We start from the raw sequence: 19,724 nt of genomic DNA on the forward strand, positions 1-19,724 counted from the left end.
TCGGGAAGGGGGGGGAGGTTTCAGGCGTTCTGAACCGTCAGCAGGCTCAGCATCTTCTGACGAAAGTCCTGAACCTGCGCCAGAAACTCCTCCGGCAGACCGGGGGTGGACAGAAGGGCGTCAAGACGGGTCAGGGCTTCGGGGAAGTCGCCGGACTTTGCGTAAGCGACTGCGACGTTGACAGCCCCTTTCGCCCATGTCAGCCGTAGGTCTGTATCCTCGGGGGCAGCGGTATGGGCACTGATCAGTGCGGTCAGTAGGGCCGTGACGGCGGGGATGTTTCCACCGGAGCTGAGGGTAAGGATCATATTAACGGTCCCCCGTGCCCATGCCAGCCGCAGCTCTGTATCCTCGGGCGCGGCGGTGCGGGCCTCGGTCAGCGCGTTCAGCAGGGCGGCGGCGGCGGGGAGATCCCCGGCAGTGCCGAGGTCAATGATTATATTGGCGGCCCCCTGCGCCCATCTCAGCCGCAGCTCTGCATCTTCGGGGTGAGCGGTGCGGGCGTTGGTCAGCGCGTCCATCAGCGCGGCGGCATCGGGGATGTCTCCGGCAGTGCCGAGGGCATTGATCATATTGACGGCTCCCCGCGCCCATCTCAGTCGCAGCTCTGCCTCATCGGGATGATCGGTGTAGGCGTCGGTCAGCGCGTTCATCTGGGTGGTGGCTGCGGAGAGATCCCCGGCACTGCCGAGGCTAGTAATCATATTGAAAGCCCCCCGCGCCCATTCCAGCCGGAGGTCTGCATCTTCGGGGTGAGCGGTGCGGGCTTCGGTCAGCGTGTTCAGCAGGGCCGTGGCGGCGGGGAGATCCCCGGCAGCGCCGAGCGCGTTGATCATATTGTACGTGCCTACTGCCCATGCCAGCCGCAGGTCTGTATCCTCGGGGTGAGCGGTGCGGGCGTCGGTCAGCGCGTTCAGGAACGCCTGGCAGAGATCCGGCCTTTCGGCGTTGGCATAAAAGCCTATCGCATTGGCCGTCACCCTCGCCTTCAGCAGCGTCAGATCGCGGGTTTTGGGGTGGATTGCCAGCAGCAGGTCTGCGGCGGCCTGTGCCGGGATCAGTCCCTGCGCTGTGGGGCTGTTGATTGCCGCGAAGTCGCGGGTACACAGGTGGGCGAACAGGATTGCCCCTTCCTGTGCCGGGGGCTCGGGCCGGGCGGTCAGCAGCAGGGATTGCAGGTCAAAGGCCCCGGTTGACCGCCGGTGCAGGGTTGCCAGCACGTAATATTCGCCCAGCAGGTCCGGTTGCAGCGGGGCCAGCACCGTATCGGCATCGCCGGAGCCGCTGAGGTGGCGGTATTGGGCCGGGTCGTAGTCTTCGCCGTAGGGCAATGCTTTTTCCAGCCCCGGCCACGGGGTGGTCAGCAGTGTGGCCGGCAGGCCCCGGAACAGGGTGGCGGCGCACAGCAGGGTGCGGTGCTGCACGTTCACGCCCTGCCAGTAGCGTTGTTCCAGCCGGGCGAGGTGGTCTTCCAGCAGGGTCATCAGCGGTGCCGGGGTGCCGCTGGCCAGAGGGATGCCATGCGCCGGGCCGTCGGCCAGCAGCAGCACCGCCAGCGGGCGCAGGGCCGGGTCTGCGGCGCGGGCGTGGGTCAGGAAGGTGTCGCGCTCCACCGGTGCCGCAGCGGTCTCCGCCAGCCGGGCGACGCTGGCGATATAGCCTTCCGCCATCGCCCATGCCTGCGTGGCGTCATAATCGGGCAGCGCCAGCGGGGCAGCATGGCGGCTGGCCTCCACCGCCTGCCGGTCGTCGGTGTGGCCGGTCAGGGTGGTTTCATACCACGACTGGCGGTGGTCACGCGCCAGCAGCAGCAGCCGCACCGTGGGCAGATCATCGCCGCGCCGGGCGTGCAGGCAGGCGATCAGGCGGCGCAGGTCTTCGGCGTGCTGTTCGCAGTAATCGACCACCAGCAGCACCGGTTTTTCCGACGCAATCCCCCCGTCGCTGGCGGTCAGGGCGGCGGCCAGCGGGGCCGGGCTGCCGCGCAGAAAGCCGGTGTGCCAGCCCTGCTGCGCCAGCGTCAGGCACAGCTCCAGCGCCAGCCGCGACTTGCCCGCGCCGCCGTTGCCGGTGACCAGCCACCAGCGGAAGGCGGCGGCATCACCGGCAAAGGCGGTCAGGGCGGCAAACTCCTGCTCCCGCCCCCGGAAGCCGGTCAGGCGGGTGGTGAAGGTCAGGCGGGTCTGGTGGCGATGGGCGTCGGTCAGCGGGGCGGACCCGGAGGAGTCCAGCCGGGTTTCAAGGTGGCGTTCCCCGGCCTTCAGGGCGGCGCTCTGCCCCGGTGGCGGGGCGGGCAGGGTGACTGCGGGGGCCACAATCTGCTTCGGCAGGGCCCGCAGGTCGGCCAGCAGCGCATCATTGGCCCGCAGGGCCGCTGCCTGTTTTTCTGCCACCGGACGCAGCAGGCTGATGGCTTTGGCCGGGGCAATCCGCACCACAAGCCGGGCGGCCCACAGCCGCCGCCGCCCCTGTGGCGTGGCGCTGATGGTGTCGGCAATCTGCCCGGCGGCTTTGCCCGCCAGTGACCGCGCCTGTTCCTTGCACAGATCTTTCGCCAGATCTTTCAGCACATCCCCGGCGAACTCGCCGACCGCGTCCTTCAGCACAGCCCCGGCGACGGAGAGCAGGGCAAGGGTGATGGGGTCCATGCGGGCAGGCTCCGGCAGCGGCGGGAAGTATTTGACGACAATGCCGGAAAAAGTGACTTTCTGGGAAGGGGCTACTTGCAGTAGCTTTTCTGACTTTAGGGCGATACCGTCGCGCAGACTCCCTTGTTGGTGTTGCGGGCCGGGGGTGTCCTGTCAGTATTTCCCGCGCTTGACGGGCCGGACGGATGTATCATATTGATACATGTCTCCGGCATAACGGAGACCATGAATGCCTGATCCGATCCCGTTCCGGCGCCCGGTGAACTGGCAGGCCCTGCGGGCCTCGGATGCCGAAAGAATTGTTCGTGAGCGGTCAGAAAAGACCGAAAATGTCAAACTGTCGGAACATGCTTTTGACCGGATTGAGGAGCGGTCGATTATTGCGGATGATGTGTATGACATTCTCCGCACCGGATTTATCGATGGCGAACCACGGGCAGACGAAGATGCCTGGACCGTGGTTATGACAAAGCGCATGCCCGGCACCCGCCGGGCCGGGGTTGTGACCCTGATCATGCAGCAGGACGCGGCTGTTTTTGTGAAAACGGTCGAATGGATGGACTGGACACGATGATGGACGGATTTCACTACACCCAGTGCGGTCTGGATTACATCTGGCTTCTGAACGGTTACACGGTGGAAGAGACCCGCTGGGGGCGGGCGGTCAGCGTGCAGGATGCTGACGGGCTGCATCAGGCGATTGGCCGCGCCATTGTCGGCGGCGGTCAGCGCCTGCGCGGGCAGGAGGTGCGGTTTCTGCGCGCCCGGCTGAAGCTGTCGCAGGACGGGCTGGCGGTGCTGCTGGGGTCCACCCGTGGCTCGGTGGCGCGGTGGGAGGCAGAGCCGGACAAGGCCATTCCCGGCACCGCCGATCATGGCCTGCGGATGCTGTATGTGCTGAAAATGCAGGAACACCCGCTGATCTGCCAGATCACCGACCTGCTGGCGGAGCTGGACGAACGCACCCACGGCTCCGCCGGGCCGGTGCCGTTCCGGCAGAATGACGGGGCCTGGCTGCGGCAGGCGGCCTGACCGCATACCCCGACCACCCCCCGGCTGCACACCCCCGACCGCTCCGCCGGTTTTTTCCTGAGGAAAAGCGCGGGCGGCGGGGGTATTCTTCCGGCCCTGCCTTATGCCTGCCCTGTCAGAAAAGGCCCCGCCGGAACAAGGATGTCCCCCGTCGATGACCCAGTCTTCTCTTCCCGGTGATGTGGCGCGGCCTGATCTGGCCGGGCGGCAGGTGGCGTTGATCGGGCTGGGGCTGATGGGCCAGCCGATGGCTCGGGCCCTGCGCCGGGCCGGGGCGGCGGTGACGGTCTCCACCCGGTCCGCCGCGCCGTTGCAGGCCTTTGCCGCCGAAGGGTTCGCCACCGCCGCCACCCCGGCGCAGGCCGCCGCGCAGGCTGATGCGGTGATTCTGATGCTGACCGATACCCCGGCGGTGGACAGTGTCACCACCGCCCTGCTGACCGCAGATCTGGCGGGAAAGCTGATTATCGACATGGGCACCACCGCCCCGCAGGCCACCCGCAGGCTGGCGGCGCAGGTGGCTGCCGCCGGGGCGGCGTGGGTTGATGCCCCGGTCTCCGGCGGGCAGGTCGGGGCCGAACAGGCAACCCTGACCATCATGGCCGGGGGCGACGATGCCGCTTTCGCCCGTGCCCTGCCGCTGTTGCAGGCGATGGGGCGGCACATCACCCATGTCGGCGGCTGCGGGGCCGGGCAGGTGGCCAAGGCGGCCAATCAGGTGATTGTCGGCCTGACCATCGGCGCGGTGGCCGAAGCGATGGCGCTGGCCCGCAGCGCCGGGGTTGACCCCGCCCGCCTGCGCGAGGCCCTGATGGGCGGGTTTGCCGCGTCGCGCATTCTTGATCTGCATGGCCTGCGCATGGCCGAGGGCCGCTTTCAGCCCGGGGGCCGCAGCGTCACCCAGCGCAAAGACCTGCAACAGGCCCTTGATCTGGCGCAGGACCATGCCCTTGACCTGCCGGTCACCCGCCTGATCCGCGATCTGTACGACCGCCTGATCGACGCCGGGGGCGGCGACCTTGACCATTCCGGCCTGTACACACTGTATGCCGGTGCCCCCGCTTCCGGTGCATCCGGTACATCCGGTACATCCGGGCCTGACTGACCGCCGTTCCCGTTCTTCTGACAGACCCCCAGCCGCGAAAGACAGACCATGTATCTTCTGCATCATTTTCCCGGTACGGCGGCGATGGCGCCGCATCTGCTGCTGCGCCACATCGGCGTGCCGTTCCGGCTGGAGGCCATCGACCGCGAGAACGGCGGTCACAAGCGCCCGGAATATCTGGCGCTGAATCCGTCAGGCCGGATCCCGGTGCTGATCGACGGCGATCTGGTGCTGTTTGAGACGGCGGCGATCTGCCTGCATCTGGCCGACCGCCACCCGGAGGCAAAGCTGGCCCCGGCGCTGGGCACGCCGCAGCGGGCAGAGCTGTATAAGTGGCTGATGTTTCTGACCAACAGCCCGCAGCCGGATCTGGTGGCGTTTTATTACACCGACCGCTTTACGGTCGATCATGGCGAAACCGCGCTGGCGGCCTGCCGGGCGGCGGCGGAAAAGCGGTGTATGGACTGGTTCCATATTCTCGATCAGCAGCTTGCCGACGGGCGGCCCTATCTGCTGGGGGCAGATCTGACGCTGGTGGATTATTACCTGTTTATGCTGGGGCGCTGGGGCCGCAACTTTACCCCCGGCCAGTGCCCGCGTGATCTGCCGCATCTGGGGCCGTTTTTACAGCGCATGTGCCGCCACCCGGTGGTGGCCGCCACCTGCGAGGCCGAAGGGCTGGCCGCGCCGTGGGTCTGAACGGCCGTGGGCCGTAAGGGGGTCTGACACCGGCCCGTGGGCCGTAAGGGGGTCTGAACGGCCTTTAGGGGGGGGATCCGGCCTGCCGGTGTTCCCCCCTGCGGGCGGCGCGTCTGGCCCAGTGTTCCCATTCCGCCATAATGGCTGCCAGCGTGCCGTCGCTTTCAATCTGGTGATAGCCGTCTTCAAACGCGCGGATCAGCGCGGCGGCATCCTGCCGTGCCGGATTGAAGCCGACATACAGGGGCAGGCCACCCAGCGGGCATTGGGGCGTCGCCCGAAAGGTCTGCCCCGCCTGCCGCATCAGCACCTCAAGGGTGCGCAGGGGGTCAAGCATCAGGGCCATGGCATCCAGCCGCCCGGCCCCCAGCATGCGCAGACCGGCGGTTTCTGACTGCACGGTCACCAGCTTTGCCCGGCCACTGCGGGCGATGGTGTCCCATTCCGGGGGGTATTCATAGCCGTTGACGACACCGATCACCGGCGTACCGCGCCAGCCTGCGGGGGTGCAGCCGGTCAGGGGGGACCCGGCGCGGTCATCGGCGGCGGTGACCAGCGCGGCGGATGCCTGCACCAGCGGAATGGCTGGCAGCAGAACCGACCGGCGGGTGTCTTCGGTGGCACCCATCGACAGGCAGGCAGCGACCTCGCCGCTGATGACGGCGCGGCGGCAGCGGGCATAGGGCACGGTGTGCAGATCAACGGTGATGCCCTGACGCTTAAAGGCAGCCAGCACAATGGCATTGGCCGCCCCGCGCCCGTCGGGCAGCGACCACGGCGGAAAGGCATCTTCGGCGGCAATGACGATCTGCGCCGGTGGGGGGGCCGGTGATGTTACCGGTGCCGGTGGCCCTGCCGGTGCGGGGACCGGCAGGGCTGCCGCAGTCAGGGCCAGACAGGCCCATAGGATGATCCGCCGCATCATGGTCTTTCAGCAGGGGGGCCAGAACAGGATGAGCCTGCACCGGGGGATCGGCGGGGGGGGGGGGAGTCCTGCCCCCGGATGCAGACCACCAGTATAGGCCTACTCCTGCCTGCGGCGATAGTAGGTCAGAAAGACTATGGGGCGTTTTATTCCCTTTTTTCGCCTGCGGGGGCGTTACCCTTCGTCGCCGACCAGCTTCAGGCCGATAACGCCAAAGATGATGACGGCCATAAAGGCGACGCGTTTCAGGGTCAGCGGGTCGGCATGCAGGATGATTCCGGCGGCGACCACCCCGACGGCGCCAAGGCCGGTCCAGACCGCATAGGCGGTGCCGACGGGAATACCGCGCATGGCAAACGACAGCAGCAGCATGTTGGTGGCGGTCAGGGCGATGGATGCCCCGATGGTCAGCACGCCGGGGTTGGTCTGGGCGGCCTTCAGGCTAAGGGCCCAGGCGATTTCGGTGAAGACGGCAATCAGCAGGATGATCCAGTGAATGGACATGAGGGTGGCTCCTTCAGCCGGTCCGTTACGGGCTCGGATCGGACAGAAGGGTCAGGCCACCGTCGGAAACCCGCGAGAGACGGCGCGGCCCGGTGTGTACGGCAGCAGCCGGGCCGGGTCAAGGGGCCGGGTCAAGAGGGGCGGGCGGGTCTTTAAGAAAAACCCCCGGACCACAGGGATCCGGGGGGGGATGAGTTGACCAATTAGCAACGGTTGCAGAGAGATTTACTGAACCGTGTGGTTAACCTCGGCACGGACTTTCTGGCGCAGCATGTCGATGGGTACCAGGGTATCGCCATGCTGCACGTGCCAGAAAGTCCAGCCGTTACAGGCCGGCGCGCCCTGGACAGCAGCCCCGACCTGATGGATGGATCCGCGGACTTCCGCAGACATAATGGTGCCGTCAGCGCGCACCTTGGCGCTGAACCGGCCTGAGGCATCGGTCAGCACCGCCCCCGGCTGAAGCAGCCCGCGTTCCACCACGGTGCCAAACGGCACGCGCGGCTCGCTGCGCTTCGACGGGGTCAGCAGAACCGACGGATCTTTTACTTCCTCGACCGCGGCAATGCGGGCGCGGGCGGCTTCGATATAGGTCGGGTCCTGCTCGATGCCGATAAACTTACGGCCCAGACGCTTGGCCGCCGCCCCGGTGGTGCCGGTGCCGAAGAACGGGTCAAGCACCACATCGCCCGGGTTGGTCGATGACAGCAGCACGCGGTAAAGCAGCGACTGCGGCTTTTGCGTCGGGTGCAGCTTCTGGCCGTCGTCGCCCTTCAGGCGTTCGTTGCCGGTGCACAGCGGCAGGGTCCAGTCAGACCGCATCTGGGTGCCTTCGTTCAGCGACTTCATCGCTTCGTAATTGAAGGTGTACTTGGTATCGGGCGACTTGCTGCACCAGATCATCGTTTCATGCGCATTGGTAAAACGGGTGCCCCGGAAGTTGGGCATCGGGTTGGTCTTGTTCCACACAATGTCGTTCAGCACCCAGAAGCCCATGTCCTGCAGGGCGGCGCCAACGCGGAAAATGTTGTGGTACGACCCGATCACCCACAGGGTGCCGTTGTCCTTCAGCACCCGGCGGGCGGCGGCCAGCCATTCGCGGGTGAAGCGGTCGTATTCGGCAAAGCTGGCAAACTTGTCCCAGGCGTCATCAACGCCGTCAACCCGGCTGTTATCCGGGCGGGTCAGGTCGCCGCCAAGCTGCAGGTTATACGGCGGGTCGGCGAAGATCACATCGACCGACTTTTCCGGCAGGCTGTTCATGACCTGAATGCAGTCGCCGCCATGGATCACGTTGGTTTCCAGCACGGTGGCGATGTCGGATGCGGCCTTGGCGGCAGCCTTGGTCTTGCGGGTCATGGGGGCGCTCTCAGCAATAAGGGAATTCGGTGCGGGACTGTGCATCCCGGAAGATCGGTTTTCGTCGATCCCGAGTCGCGCGTCAAGAATCTGTGGAATCAGCGGATTAGCCCGAGTCGCTGTTTTTGGCCGCCTGTGGATGACTGTGGCACTAAATTTAGTGTCAACAGATTCCGGTAAACACCGGGTATGGGGGCTGTGTTGCGGGTGTGCAACACTTTTTCCCGTGACGGAGAAAAGTGACATCCGAGTCGGAGCCGTAGGGATCAGGAGTCGGAACCGCCGCTTTGTTCCCCCGCTGTTCCGCTGTCAGGGGCAAAGCGCTGTGCGTCATCCTGTGAATCGGCTGTGACTCGATTGTGGATAACATTGATAAATTGAGTTTATCAAAAGCATCATTCCTATCAGTTGGAATGATTGACGGCGGCGGCGCAGGATCAGGGTGTTGAAAGCGGGCGGTTTTTCCGTCAGCGCCGACACAATAAGGATGACCCCGATCATGCTGCCGCTGTCTGTGATCCCCCCGTTTGTTGCTGACCGCACCGGCTGGCTGCTGGCGCTGGCCCTTGGCGGGCTGGCGCTGGCGGGCAATGCCGCCGCCACCGCCGCCGGGCTGTTTATCGGCGGGCCGCTGGCGCTGGCGCTGATTTTGGGGCTGCTGGTGCGCTGGCGCTGGCCGGGGGCGGGCGCGCTGCCGGGCCTGCCGGGCTGGGGGCGCTTTACCCTGCGGGCCGGGGTGGCGGTGCTGGGGCTGGGGGTGACGGTGCAGGATGCCGCCCGCATCGGCTGGGGCGGGGTGGCGGCGGTGGCGGCGACGCTGGCGGTGACGCTGGCAGTGACCCTGCTGGCCGGGCGCTGGCTGAAGGTGCCGCCGGGCCTGACCCGGCTGATCGCGGCGGGTACGGCGGTGTGCGGGGCATCGGCGGTGCTGGCGGTGGCGGCGCGCCATCAGCAGGATGAGGCGACGGCCAGCCATGCGGCGGTGGCGATTGCCATTGTCACGCTGTTCGGGTCGGTGGGGATGATGCTGCATCCGGCGCTGTCGGGGTGGCTGCACCTGTCGGCGGTACAGGCCGGGCTGTGGGCCGGGGCCAGCCTGCACGAGGTGGCGCACGCGGTGGGCGCGGCGGTGCAGCAGGGGCCGGTGGCGGCTGACTTCGGCACGATTGCCAAACTGGAACGGGTGGCCCTGCTGGTGCCGGTGGTGGCGCTGCTGGGGGACGGAAAGCGCGGCACGCCGCCGCTGTTTCTGCTGGTGTTTGTCGGCTTTATGGGGCTGGCCAGCTTTGGTCTGGTGCCGCCTGCGGTGCAGGCGCTGGCCCGCCCGGTGAGTCTGGCGCTGCTGACCACGGCGCTGGCGGCGCTGGGGGTTTCCACCGCGCTGGGGCCGCTGCGGCAGGCGGGCTGGCGGCCGGTGGCGCTGGGGCTGATTGCGACGCTGGTGATTTTCCTCTTCAGCTTTGGCCTGATCCGGGGTTTTCTGAGCGTATGACGTTTGAGCAGCTCCGCATTTTTCTGGCCGTTGCTGACCACCTGCACTTTACGCGGGCGGCGGAGGCCCTGCACCTGACCCAGCCCGCCGTCTCCGCCGCCGTTGCGGCGCTGGAGGAGGCGCGGCAGGTCAGACTGTTCCACCGCCTTGGCCGCCGGGTGGCGCTGACCGAAGCCGGGGCCCTGCTGGTGACCGAGGCGCGGGTGATCCTGCGCCGGGTGAAACAGGCGGAACAGATGCTGGATGAACTGTCTGGCCTGCAACGCGGCAGCCTGACGGTGGCGGCCAGCGAGACGGTGGGGTCATGGTGGCTTCCGGCCCGGCTGACGCGGTTTGCCTCGGCCTATCCCGGCCTGTCGCTGGGGCTGGAGGTCGGCAACACCGCCGCCGTGGTGGCCGCGGTGCTGGCGGGCACGGCGGATGTCGGCATCGTGGAAGGTCGGGTGGACGATGCCCGGCTGGCCCAGACCATTCTGGTGCGCGACCAGCTGGTGCTGGTGGTCGGCCCCGGCCACCGCTGGTGGAGCCGCGAGCATGTGCTGGCGCAGGAAGTGACCGACACCCCGTGGCTGATGCGCGAAAGCGGATCGGGCACGCGGGAAGCCTTTTTCGATGCGCTGCGGCAGGCGGGGATCGACGATAAGGCGGTGACGGTGCGCCTGACCCTGCCGTCGGGGGCGGCGATCCGCGCCGCGCTGGCGGAAGGCACCTGCGCCGCCATCGTATCGCGCCACGTGGTGGCCGACGCCCTGAAGGCAGGGCGGCTGCACGCCCCGCGCTTTGACCTGCCGCACCGCCATTTTGTGCTGATCCGCCACCTTGACCGCACCCCCGGCGCGGCGGAACGCGCCTTTACCCAGTATCTGGCGAAGGGGGAGGAGTAGGAGGAGGCCGATAGTTCTCCCTGCCCCTAAGGCTGGCTGCCACACGCTTTATGGCAGCCGCCAGCACCATCCCCTTTTTTTGCCTGTAGCAGCATGAGACTGAACGGGATCGGGGGGCATTATCACAAGATCGACTTCGGCAGCTTGTGAGGCTGCTTCAAGAGGGTGATCGTTTAGGACGTTTGGATCGCAACGGCGACCTTTCGGCGGGAAATGTTGTTAATTTATGGCCTATGGCCGAAAGTTTTTCATGCGCTGGATTATCGTCGGGTCAAACGTCGTGGGGTTAAACCGCATCGAGTCAGTATTCATATCCATTGGGAGTGCGACGGCCGTCACGGGGCATTCCTCTGTCTTTGCCTGTGCCGCCCGCATGACGACTTCAGAGAAAGCGGCGTGTACCTCTAGGAGAAAATGCGGTGTCGTCCCGTTTTCCGCTTCCGCGTCCTCATACTCTTTAATGTCTTTCAACAGTTTTTTATACCTAGCCACCCCTTCTGCACGACGCCCTATCTGCAGAAGATTTAAGGTGTTTGTGACGCCTACTTCCATCACCGTATAAATACCACTGTTTTCGGCGAGAGAATCCTCCCTGTCAGCGATCCCGCTCGCGATAGAATCAGGGTAAGATTTGCAGGCGTCCTCGAGGCGCCCGTTCCGCCACGCTTTGATGATATCGATATCGGGACCGGATTTGTAATGACCGTCAAAAAAACCAGCCAGGCGGTGATCAATGGAGTAGGCCATCAGCTGACCATTCTTCATTTCTATCAAATCGGCAATGTATGGTAATACTGGGTCACTATTCAAATCTTCAACCCGGAAGAGATCCTGTCTATAGCCTTCATAGCCGCTGCCGCCGGATTTGTAATCCACAACGAAGGCCGGGGCATGATCGGGGAAGATGTCCTCCCCAGTTAGAGATTCGATGGTGATGAGACCATCTGGATTATCTAGGATTAACTCTAGGCGCCCTTCCTTCAGGCGATATATGTGGAGTACGTCGGTGTAATAATCACACCGCCAGACCACCGCTAGAGCGCTGAAAGCCCCATTTTCTTTGATCGCCACAGCCTGGCTAATTTCTGTACAGACTCCGTCTAAGTATTTGATCACAGTATTGGGAACAGTTCTCCATACTTCCTTAGGCCACTGCGCCGGGTGTAGAACGTGCGGTTTATCCAGAAATTCGGCAGATTTTACCAATGCGGCATCAAACAGACTCAGCCGCTTTTGTGATTTTTCTACGATCTCAGGTGGACGGCCCAGAAGGGATGACAGGACAACTATAGCGATGAGCTTGACCGACATGTTCACCTCTGGGTTTGACGTGGTGTTCATATCAGATTTTCTACTTTGGCGGTATCCTCTTAATCATAAAAAAGTGTATTTTTAGGGTGTTAGGGTGGTCTTGGATGCTGCCTCGGTCTTCCCGGTTTCTGAAAATTATCCAGAACATTCCCAGAGAGAAAACACTCTCAGGGTGTTTTTGCAGATGTTTCAGTTCTTGCATGACTTTATGCTGGGCTGCATTCAGGGTGTTGAGGCAGCTCTTGAATGAGCGGAAGGGCGACAGGGGGGGTGGAAAATTGGGGTATGCAGGTGTCTTGTGAGCCATCCGGTTGAAAAGGATGGCTCTTTTTTTTGCCGAAAATTCCTGTCGACAAAAAGAATACAAAGCGTAAGATCATCCTCAACGCGGTGGGGTCAGAAAGATTGTATCCGATATCCAATTTCTGATATCCTCCGCCCCGGAATGAAACGCCAACGCAGACCACAGGACCGATACCGCCATGAACGCAAAAGTTTTCTCCGGCACCATGCCCGCCCTGATGACCCCGTGCAAAGCCGACCGCACCCCCGATTTTGACGCGCTGGTGCGCAAGGGGCAGGAGCTGATCGCCGCCGGGATGTCGGCGGTGATTTACTGCGGGTCGATGGGCGACTGGCCGCTGCTGACCGATGAACAGCGCATGGAAGGCGTGGAACGTCTGGTCAAGGCCGGGGTGCCGGTGATCGTCGGCACCGGGGCCGTCAACACCGCCAAGGCGGTGGAACATGCCGCCCATGCCGCCAGGGTCGGTGCCGCCGGTCTGATGGTGATCCCGCGCGTGCTGTCGCGCGGCCCGTCGCTGACCGCGCAGCGCCACCACTTCAAGGCCATTCTGGCGGCGGCCCCGCAGCTTCCGGCGGTGATCTACAACAGCCCGTACTATGGCTTTGCCACCCGCGCCGACCTGTTCTTCGCCCTGCGCGCCGAACACCCGAACCTTGTCGGCTTTAAGGAATTCGGCGGCCCGGCGGATATGTCTTACGCGGCGGAAACCATCACCCGCGCCGACGACACCGTCGCCCTGATGGTCGGGGTCGATACCTGCGTGTTCCACGGTATCGTCAACTGCGGGGCCACCGGCGCCATCACCGGCATCGGCTGTGTGCTGCCGAAGGAAGTGCTGCACATGGTCGCCCTGTCCAACGCCGCCGCCAAGGGCGATGTTGAGGCCCGCCAGCGCGCGCTGGAACTGGAAGCGGCGCTGAAGGTGCTGTCCACTTTCGACGAAGGCCCGGATCTGGTGCTGTACTTCAAGCATCTGATGGTGCTGAAGGGCAACCCGGAATACACCCTGCACTTCAACGAGACCGACGCCCTGACCGCCAGCCAGCGCGGCTTTGCCGAAGCCCAGCTTAAGCTGTTCGACGCCTGGTATGCCGAATGGTCGAAGCTGCCCGGCGCGGTGCAGACCTATAAGGCGTAACGCTTTTCTGTTCCGGCCTGTCCCGCTCCGGCGGTATGGCAGGCCGGGATGGCAGGCAGACCCCCGCTCAAGGTGGCTTGGGCGGGGGTTTTGCTGTTCTGCGCGCCACGGCGTCTGCCCAAAGACGTAAAGGGTGCGGGCTCTGCCCAAAGACGTAAAGGGTGCGGGCTCTGCCCAAAGACGTAAAGGGTGCGGGCTCTGCCCGCTGGCCCGGAAAGGGCCGGGGGCCCTTTCATCCCATTTTTTGGGTATGATAGGCAGGGGTGTGGGGCCTGTGGCCCCGCCCTCGGGCTTTGCCCGATATGGGAAAGGGGTGTGGGGCCTGTGGCCCCGCGCGGGTGTGGGCGGCAGCCCACAGAGACAGACCGGTGTGGGCGGCAGCCCACAGAGACAGACCGGTGTGGGCGGCAGCCCACGAAAACAGACCGGTGTGGGCTTTTACGGCGCTGCCAGCCGTTCGGCATAGGTGCGCAGGTCGTGCGGCCAGTCGGCGATGCAGGCGGAAAAGCCGGAGAGATCCCCGGCGAACAGGGCGCGCAGGGCCTCTTCGTAGCCCGGCAGATCCCCGGCGATGGCCTGAAGGAAGCGGTAGGCGGCGTCCTGCCGCTGGCGGGCGGAGGGCGCGGTGGTGGCCTCGGCGCGGCGGGCGTCGTCAATCAGGCGGCGCAGGGCGACCGATGCGCCGCCCGGCTGGGTCGCCAGCCAGTCCCAATGGCGGGGCAATAGGGTGACTTCGCGCCCGATGACGCCCAGTTTTGGCCGGCCCCGGCCTTTCGGGGTGCTGTCTTCGGGGGCGGGGGCCGGGGAAGCCGTAAGGGAAGAGGCCGGGCGGGCATCGGGGTCGGTCTGCTGGCCGGTGGCATCGTTGAACATCAGCACCGCGCCGCTGTGCGGGGTTGCCTGCGCCGCCAGCACGGCGGCGGTCACGTCGGCCAGCGGGCCGTGGCACAGGCGGCGATGACCGGCAAAGGCGGTGTAGGTGGTGGTCATGGCGGAATCCTTCCGGGATGGGGATGGATTTATTACCCGGATAAAATCCTTGCGTCAATATCATCCGGGTAATAATCTGCGCCGATCCTGTACTCCGGACGGCAGAGGCCCCGATGACCCAGCAACACCGTGACGCCGCCGTGGCGGCATACCGCGAACGACCCCAGCAGGCGGGCGTTTATGCCGTGACCTGCACCGCCAGCGGCCAGTGCTGGATCGGCGGTGCGCCGGATGTGCGGACGATCCGCAACCGGCTGTGGTTTACCCTGCGCCTTGGTGGCGGCGGGCGGGTGACCGGGGCGGGGATGGCAGCGTTGCAGGCGGCCTGGCAGCAGCACGGCGAGGCGGCTTTCACCTTCACCGTGCTGGAAACCCGCCCGGAAGACACCCCGGAACCCGACCCCCGCCGCCTGCGCCAGTGGCTGACCGCCCGCGCCGCCGACTGGCAGGCGCAGCGCGGGGCGATGGGGGTGTAGGGGGGCGCTCAGGGAATAAAAAGCCCCCTCCCGGAGACCCGGAAGGGGGCGGTAAGCCCAGAGGTGATGTCGACAGCGGAAGGATGCCCCCGGTCGACAGGCGTCCTTTACGCCAGCAACTGAACGATTTTCTCGTAGTAGTTCAGTGCGAAGAGGCTGGCGGAGGTGACAAGGCTGATGCTGATCACAATCGTTTTACAGAGCTGGTTGAACGAGCGCAGGAGCTTGGTGGCCTCGGTCAGGTTCTGACGGACAGAGCTCAGACGTTCCCGCACGGTCCGCTTGTTCTGGGGCAGCATGATGTTTCCTCCGGTTGTTTTCAGGCATACCGTAGGCCTTCGCGGCCGGTGTTGCCTCGTTTGACAATGCCTTTGGGCAGAAGTTAAAGAACAGAATGCAGACAAGACTGTAGCGCAGAGGCCCACGGATAAAACCGGGGCCACACCTTGCAGACAAAGCATCACAATGACCCGGGCTTGAAAGACTCTGATGGAATCGTCTCTACGATTTCAGAAGTGCTTTCCTCTTAATTCATGTTCTTGCCGCGCCCGGTACTGAAGCGGACACGCATAGTGGCATGGGTTTTTCTGCGGCGCAATATGTCAATGAAGGGTTAATTTCCTGTGCGGGTTTAAGCGGTTAGTGTTAGGGGAGCCGTGGCGGGGGCGCGAAATTCGCCTGTGTTTTGAAAGAATATTTCAATGTGTCTGTCTGGAAAAAACCAATATTTCGTTCGTGGGGCATAAAATCAGCGGATTGTCTGTCGGGCTCCGTTGAACGGGGCACGGCCTGAAACTACGCCGGGGCTGACAGAGAATCGTTGAGCCCAGCAGAGGAAAGAAAGCAGGGATTCCGGGGAGTTAGAGAGGTTATAATATTTATACATTCATTTTGTGGTCTTTCCATCAAATGGTCGTTGCGGCGCAGCGGCGGGATTTTGGCTGTCGGCCCACAGTGCCCCGGAAAGGACCCCGAAAAGCAAGCGAATGGCGCGGCAGTCAGGGGCTGATCGCTTTGGTTGATTTGTCTCCGTGCTGAGTTCGCCATATAATTGGTCAGGAGGGCTGTCCTACGATCAATGTCGGAAGAGCGCCTCTCCGCAGGCTGTGGCCGGTTGTCTTTCAACCTTCTGTTCTCCTCCCCCATCCCGCCCCCTTGACGGTAATTCGCGCCGATTGCTGCTTTTTTGCGGGCGTTGGTATGGTCACTCCACCGCAAGTCATCTGCCTGCCCCCGATCGGGGCGGGCTAGCCCGCAGGAGGACCATCCATGTGCATGGCCGGAGGAAGCCCGTCTGTTCCCACCGCCGCCCCCACGCCTGAACCGGCGAAGGAGCCGGTCAAGCAGGCTGACACGCAGGTGCAGCAGGCCTCAGACAGTCTGCGCCGTCAGGCGGCGCTGGCCGGGGCCAGCCGGGGCGGCACCCTGCTGACCGGCGGGCAGGGCCTGACCGCCGCCGCTGATCTGGCCCGCAAAACCCTGCTGGGGGCGTAAGCGTCATGGACGTCAAGGCCCCCTATCTGCGGCGGCTGTCGGCGCTGACGGCGGAGCGTACGCCCTATCTGGCCCCGTGGCAGGCGGTGCGTGATTTTGTGCTGCCGTGGCATGGCCGTTTTCCCGGTGAGGCCGGGGGCAAGGCCCGCACCATCACCACCGACCGCATTCTGGATAACACCGCCACGCTGGCGCACCGGGTGCTGGCCAGCGGGCTGATGGCCGGGGTGACGTCTCCGGCGCGGCCCTGGTTCCGCCTTGGGGTGCCTGATCCCCGGCTGACCGACAATGCCGCCGTCAAGCTGTGGCTGAATGATGCCGAACGCATGCTGCGGGCGGTGTTTGCCCGGTCCAACCTGTATAACGCGCTGGCGGCGCTGTATGAAGAGATGGCGGCCTTCGGCCCGGCGGTGATGGTGGTGCATGAAGACCCCGACCCCGAGGGCACGGTCGTCACCGCCCAGACCCTGACCATCGGCGAATACTGTCTGGCGCAGGATGCGGCGGGGCGGGTCAACACCCTGTACCGCGACTGCGAAATGACGGTGGCGCAGGTGGTGGAAGAGTTTGGGGCCGCTGCGGTCAGCGCCGCCGTGCGCCGCCAGCACGAGGCCGGGCGGCTGGAAGCCCCGGTGCGGGTGGTGCAGGTGATCGAGCCTGACCCCGCCTTTGGCCGTGATCCGGCGGCCCGGCGCTTCCGCGAGGTGTGGTTTGAAACGGCGGGGGAGCGTGACCGCCTGCTGCGGCAGGGGGGGTACGAGACGTTTCCCGCCCTGTGCCCGCGCTGGGGGGTGGCCGGGACCGGCGATGTCTACGGCTGGTCGCCGCTGCTGTCGGCGCTGGGCGACGTGCGCCAGCTTCAGGCGATGGAGCGGGCCTATGCGCAGGCGGTGGCGAAGATGGTCAATCCGCCGCTGGTGGCGCCGTCGTCGCTGCGCGGTATTCCCGTCAATGCCCTGCCGGGAGGGGTCAACTTTGTTGACAGCCTTCAGGGCGGGGCCGCCGGGGTGCGGTCGCTGTACGACGTGCAGCCGCGCACGGTGGAATTGCAGCAGTCGATGGAGTTTGTGCGCCAGCGCATCCGCCGGGCCTGTTACGAAGATGTGTGGCTGATGGTCTCTGACCTTGACCGCGCCACCGTCACCGCCACCGAGATTGACGCCCGGCGGCAGGAAAAGCTGCTGATGCTCGGCCCGGTGCTGGAACGGCTGCATCATGACCTGCTCGACCCGCTGGTGGAACGGGTGTTCCGCATTATGGTGCGGCAGTCGCTGCCGGACTGGCAGCGCGGGTCTGACAGTGCGCTTCTGCCACTGCCCCCGCCGGAGCTGCGCGGCCTGCCGCTGCGGGTGGACTACATCTCGGTGCTTGCCGATGCCCAGAAGGCGGTGGCGGTGGGCGGTATTGAACGGGTGGCGGCCTTTGTCGGCACGCTGGCCGGGGCATACCCGCAGGTGCGCGATAAGTTTGACGCCGATCAGGCGGTTGATGAGTTCGCCGATGCGGTGGGGGCCCCGGTGCGGCTGGTCCGCCCTGATGCGGCGGTGGCGGGCCTGCGGGCGGAGCGGTCAGAACAGGATCTGGCCCGCCAGCAGCTGGAAACACTGGGGCAGGTCGCGGCCATCGCCCGCACCGGGGCCGACGCGGCAAAAGCGGCGGGGCTGGTGTAACACCGGGATAACGGAGATACGGCAAAGCCGTACCGACTGGGCCATTGAGGCCCCGCGCGACCATTCGCGCGTAAGCCAAGCGGGCGGAGGCCCGCGCCCGGCGTGTGAGGGACCAAAAAGACGGAGGTACGGCAGAGCCGTACCGACTGGCCCATTGAGGGCCCGTGCCCACGTGGGCACGTAAGCCAAGCGGGCGGACGCCCGCGCCCGGCGCTTGAGGGACAAACATAATAAGGAGCGCAGCGACTGACGCGCCCGGCGTGTGAGGGGCCGAACAAACGGAGGTACGGCAGAGCCGTACCGACTGGCCCATTGAGGGCCCGTGCCCACGTGGGCACGTAAGCCAAGCGGGCGGAGGCCCGCGCCCGGCGTGTGAGGGACAAACATAATAAGGAGCGCAGCGACTGACGCGCCCGGCGTGTGAGGGACCAAAAAGACGGAGGTACGGCAGAGCCGTACCGACTGGCCCATTGAGGGCCCGTGCCCACGTGGGCACGTAAGCCAAGCGGGCGGACGCCCGCGCCCGGCGCTTGAGGGACAAACATAATAAGGAGCGCAGCGACTGACGCGCCCGCCGCCTGAGGGGCCGAACAAACAAGGGACAAACACAAAAGGAAAATAACCAAAATGGATAATTCGAAAGAGTTTGTAACGGATGAGGATGAATTGCGGCGGCGGGATCTGGAAGACCTGCGCGCCGTGCTGGCCCTGCCGGAAGGGCGGCGGGTGCTGCGCCGTGTGCTGCGCACCGCCGGGCCGCTGACGCTGGGGGTCGGTGACACCGCCGATGCCACCAGCTTCCGGCAGGGCGGGCGCTGGCTGGGGCTGTGGCTGCTGGCCGAAGCGCTGGCCGCCGATGCCGCCACCGCCGCCGTTCTGTTGACTGACTACGCCACCGAACAGGGAGCCATCCATGCCTGAGGATCTGACCCATGCTGTCACCGCCGCCAGCCCCGCCGCCGCCGCCACACCGGCCCCGGCCCCGCTTTCCCAAACCCCGGATGCCGGGCCCGGCCCCGTCTCCGCCCCGGGTGCGTCTGCCGTCGGCGGTGCTGCTGCGCCGTCTCGGCCTGCCGCCGGATCTGATTCTGCCGCGTCTGAGGCAGGCCACGGACCGGCTGCGGCATCCCCGCCTGCCGGGGCTGTGACGGCTGAGTCCTATCAGGCCTTTACCCTGCCGGACGGGATGACGGTGGATGATGGCCTGCTGGGCCGGTTCCGCAGTGTTGCCGCCGGTCTGGGGCTGACGCAGGCGCAGGCCCAGCAATTGGTTGACCTGCGGGCGGAACAGGCCCGGCAGGAAGCTGCCGCCCACGCCGGTCAGTCGCGGCAGTGGGCGGAGGAAGCCCGCCGCGACCCGGAATTCGGCGGTGCCGGGTTCCAGACCGCGCTGGCGGTGGCGGACCGGGGCCTTGCCTCCTTCGCGACGCCGGAACTGCGGGCCCTGCTGGACCAGACCGGGCTGGGCAATCACCCGGAAATGATCCGGCTGGCCTACCGCATTGGCCGCACCCTGTCGGAGCCCGGCCCGGTACAGCCGGGGGCGACCCCGCCGGAAGCGATGAGCACGGCTGACTTTTACGCCCGGGAGGTTTTCGGGAGGTAGTTTTGTGTTTTTAGGGGGGGCCTTTTTATGTTCGGCCCCTCAGGCGGCGGGCGGGCGCATCCGCGCCCTTGCCTCACGTGCCCA

The 19,724-nt window shown here is 65.4% G+C and carries 19 protein-coding genes; 12 read left to right on the forward strand and 7 right to left on the reverse strand.

What is annotated here, in order from left to right; all coding sequences use genetic code 11:
* Window positions 1-20: 20 nt before the first annotated feature.
* Window positions 21-2,648, reverse strand: coding sequence for a P-loop NTPase (locus G365_RS0105625; RefSeq protein WP_026345124.1), 2,628 nt, complete (start codon window positions 2,646-2,648; stop codon window positions 21-23).
* A gap of 229 nt (window positions 2,649-2,877) precedes the next feature.
* Here G365_RS0105625 and G365_RS0105630 point away from each other — a divergent pair, with 229 nt between their 5' ends.
* The 4 genes from G365_RS0105630 (at window position 2,878) to G365_RS0105645 (ending at window position 5,484) form a co-directional block, all read left to right on the forward strand.
* Window positions 2,878-3,222 (forward strand): DUF4258 domain-containing protein, encoded by a 345-nt coding sequence (locus G365_RS0105630; RefSeq protein ID WP_019644532.1) that lies wholly within the window; start codon window positions 2,878-2,880, stop codon window positions 3,220-3,222.
* Window positions 3,219-3,680: a helix-turn-helix domain-containing protein gene (locus G365_RS0105635; RefSeq protein WP_211217661.1), complete on the forward strand. Its 462-nt coding sequence runs from the start codon at window positions 3,219-3,221 to the stop codon at window positions 3,678-3,680. Before G365_RS0105630 ends, G365_RS0105635 begins: the two co-directional genes overlap by 4 nt.
* A 154-nt stretch (window positions 3,681-3,834) precedes the next feature.
* Entirely contained in the window at window positions 3,835-4,785 is a 951-nt protein-coding gene (locus G365_RS20495; protein ID WP_051089852.1) for an NAD(P)-dependent oxidoreductase, read from the forward strand.
* 48 nt (window positions 4,786-4,833) lie between these two features.
* Complete coding sequence (locus G365_RS0105645; RefSeq protein ID WP_019644535.1) at window positions 4,834-5,484, forward strand: glutathione S-transferase family protein; 651 nt, start codon at window positions 4,834-4,836, stop codon at window positions 5,482-5,484.
* Between the two features lie 64 nt (window positions 5,485-5,548).
* Here the strand turns inward: G365_RS0105645 and G365_RS0105650 are convergent, their stop codons facing one another.
* The 3 genes from G365_RS0105650 to G365_RS0105660 form a co-directional block, all read right to left on the reverse strand.
* A complete protein-coding gene (locus G365_RS0105650; RefSeq protein ID WP_043741469.1) occupies window positions 5,549-6,409 on the reverse strand; it encodes a substrate-binding periplasmic protein in 861 nt (286 codons plus the stop codon).
* Window positions 6,410-6,583: 174 nt separating this feature from the next.
* Entirely contained in the window at window positions 6,584-6,913 is a 330-nt protein-coding gene (locus G365_RS0105655) for a DMT family transporter (protein ID WP_019644537.1), read from the reverse strand.
* 225 nt (window positions 6,914-7,138) lie between these two features.
* Window positions 7,139-8,272, reverse strand: a complete 1,134-nt coding sequence (locus G365_RS0105660; protein ID WP_019644538.1) for a site-specific DNA-methyltransferase — start codon at window positions 8,270-8,272, stop codon at window positions 7,139-7,141.
* A 499-nt stretch (window positions 8,273-8,771) separates the two neighbouring features.
* Here G365_RS0105660 and G365_RS0105665 point away from each other — a divergent pair, with 499 nt between their 5' ends.
* Complete coding sequence (locus G365_RS0105665; protein WP_019644539.1) at window positions 8,772-9,764, forward strand: YeiH family protein; 993 nt, start codon at window positions 8,772-8,774, stop codon at window positions 9,762-9,764.
* On the forward strand, window positions 9,761-10,648 hold the full coding sequence (locus G365_RS0105670; protein ID WP_019644540.1) for a LysR family transcriptional regulator: 888 nt from the start codon (window positions 9,761-9,763) through the stop codon (window positions 10,646-10,648). Before G365_RS0105665 ends, G365_RS0105670 begins: the two co-directional genes overlap by 4 nt.
* 231 nt (window positions 10,649-10,879) lie before the next feature.
* On the opposite strand, the gene G365_RS0105675 is transcribed toward G365_RS0105670, so the two are convergent.
* Complete coding sequence (locus G365_RS0105675) at window positions 10,880-11,959, reverse strand: hypothetical protein (RefSeq protein WP_155976130.1); 1,080 nt, start codon at window positions 11,957-11,959, stop codon at window positions 10,880-10,882.
* A 482-nt stretch (window positions 11,960-12,441) separates the two neighbouring features.
* Between G365_RS0105675 and G365_RS0105680 the strand changes: the two genes are divergently transcribed.
* Window positions 12,442-13,404, forward strand: a complete 963-nt coding sequence (locus G365_RS0105680) for a dihydrodipicolinate synthase family protein (protein ID WP_019644542.1) — start codon at window positions 12,442-12,444, stop codon at window positions 13,402-13,404.
* Between the two features lie 438 nt (window positions 13,405-13,842).
* Here G365_RS0105680 and G365_RS0105685 read toward each other — a convergent pair whose 3' ends face one another.
* A complete protein-coding gene (locus G365_RS0105685) occupies window positions 13,843-14,394 on the reverse strand; it encodes a DUF2239 family protein (protein WP_019644543.1) in 552 nt (183 codons plus the stop codon).
* 113 nt (window positions 14,395-14,507) lie between these two features.
* Here G365_RS0105685 and G365_RS0105690 point away from each other — a divergent pair, with 113 nt between their 5' ends.
* The gene (locus G365_RS0105690; RefSeq protein WP_019644544.1) at window positions 14,508-14,870 is read left to right on the forward strand and encodes a GIY-YIG nuclease family protein; all 363 of its coding nucleotides are present in this window, start codon (window positions 14,508-14,510) and stop codon (window positions 14,868-14,870) included.
* Window positions 14,871-14,977: 107 nt separating this feature from the next.
* On the opposite strand, the gene G365_RS0105695 is transcribed toward G365_RS0105690, so the two are convergent.
* A complete protein-coding gene (locus G365_RS0105695) occupies window positions 14,978-15,169 on the reverse strand; it encodes a hypothetical protein (RefSeq protein ID WP_019644545.1) in 192 nt (63 codons plus the stop codon).
* 976 nt (window positions 15,170-16,145) lie between these two features.
* Here G365_RS0105695 and G365_RS0105700 point away from each other — a divergent pair.
* The 4 genes from G365_RS0105700 (at window position 16,146) to G365_RS22750 (ending at window position 19,640) form a co-directional block, all read left to right on the forward strand.
* Entirely contained in the window at window positions 16,146-16,364 is a 219-nt protein-coding gene (locus G365_RS0105700) for a hypothetical protein (RefSeq protein ID WP_245554699.1), read from the forward strand.
* A gap of 5 nt (window positions 16,365-16,369) precedes the next feature.
* On the forward strand, window positions 16,370-18,034 hold the full coding sequence (locus G365_RS20500; protein WP_019644547.1) for a portal protein: 1,665 nt from the start codon (window positions 16,370-16,372) through the stop codon (window positions 18,032-18,034).
* A gap of 627 nt (window positions 18,035-18,661) precedes the next feature.
* The gene (locus tag G365_RS0105710; RefSeq protein WP_019644548.1) at window positions 18,662-18,955 is read left to right on the forward strand and encodes a Bbp19 family protein; all 294 of its coding nucleotides are present in this window, start codon (window positions 18,662-18,664) and stop codon (window positions 18,953-18,955) included.
* Entirely contained in the window at window positions 18,948-19,640 is a 693-nt protein-coding gene (locus G365_RS22750; protein ID WP_019644549.1) for a hypothetical protein, read from the forward strand. The genes G365_RS0105710 and G365_RS22750 overlap by 8 nt, the downstream gene beginning before the upstream one ends.
* Window positions 19,641-19,724 lie beyond the last annotated feature (84 nt).

The sequence above is a fragment of the Novispirillum itersonii subsp. itersonii ATCC 12639 genome (assembly GCF_000381985.1).
Taxonomy (GTDB): Bacteria; Pseudomonadota; Alphaproteobacteria; order Rhodospirillales; family Rhodospirillaceae; genus Novispirillum; species Novispirillum itersonii.